This is a genomic window from Acinetobacter sp. UBA2063, assembly GCF_002333245.1.
GTDB lineage: Bacteria > Pseudomonadota > Gammaproteobacteria > Pseudomonadales > Moraxellaceae > Acinetobacter > Acinetobacter parvus.
This window is the reverse complement of record NZ_DDAH01000031.1, coordinates 10,567-11,396: the sequence shown is the minus strand read 5'-3', so window position 1 is coordinate 11,396 and position 830 is coordinate 10,567. Positions and strand designations below refer to the sequence as shown.

Sequence of the window (830 nt, the reverse complement as noted above, 5' to 3'; positions counted from 1 at the left end):
TCAATGGTGCGGCGCAAACGCTTACGTGAATCAGGATCACCCTTGATCAGAATTCGGTTGGTTCGATTATCGGCAATGATACGTACACGCGCACCAATAAAATCCTTAGATGTTCCAGTGGCGCTCATGGTTTCCAGCAAACCGATAATTTCCTCGGCCTGACTCGATTGCAGTGTAATGGCTTCAATATCATTCTGACCTGTACCATCCAAATTACGGATAATATTTTCAAGTTGGTAAATATTGCTCGCACGATCTGAAACAATCAAAGCATTGGTGCCAGCAACCGCTGCCAAATGTGCAAACTGTGGCATCAGTGGACGTAGTGCAGGAATCAGGTCATTCGGATTGGTATTTTCCAGCCAGATGACACGGGTGACAATCTGGTCGCCACTTGCACGCTTACGTGCATCATAAGGAATGCCTGAGTTTTTCGCATTACTGTCAGGAACAAGTTTTATCGTATTTCCAGAGGGTAATGCCACTACCCCATTGACATTCAGCACGCCCAAAAACAGGTCGTAGACCTCATCTTTATTGAGCGCCTTGTTGGAAATCACCGTCACATTGCCACGCACACGAGGGTCAACTGCAAAATTCTTGCCTGTAATATCAGCAACTTCATTAATGAATGCAGTTAAGTCTGCATCACGTAGGTTGATCTTCCATGTTTGTGCTTGCACATTGGTACTGATGGTCGCAACCAGTGGTGCTGCGGCAAGTAGTGCCCAAAGTGGACGTTGATGATTCAAGAAAGCCATAACTTGCACTTGTTCCTAACTTGTAAACCCTTTTGTATTCCCCTTTGACAAGGGGGAATTATAGGGGGT

The 830-nt window shown here is 45.7% G+C and carries 1 protein-coding gene; it reads right to left on the bottom strand.

Going from position 1 to position 830, the window contains the following annotated elements; all coding sequences use genetic code 11:
• Positions 1-761, bottom strand: a 761-nt coding sequence (locus tag B4H32_RS01600; protein WP_286799410.1) for a secretin N-terminal domain-containing protein, incomplete at its 3' end; no start/stop codon positions are given.
• Positions 762-830 lie beyond the last annotated feature (69 nt).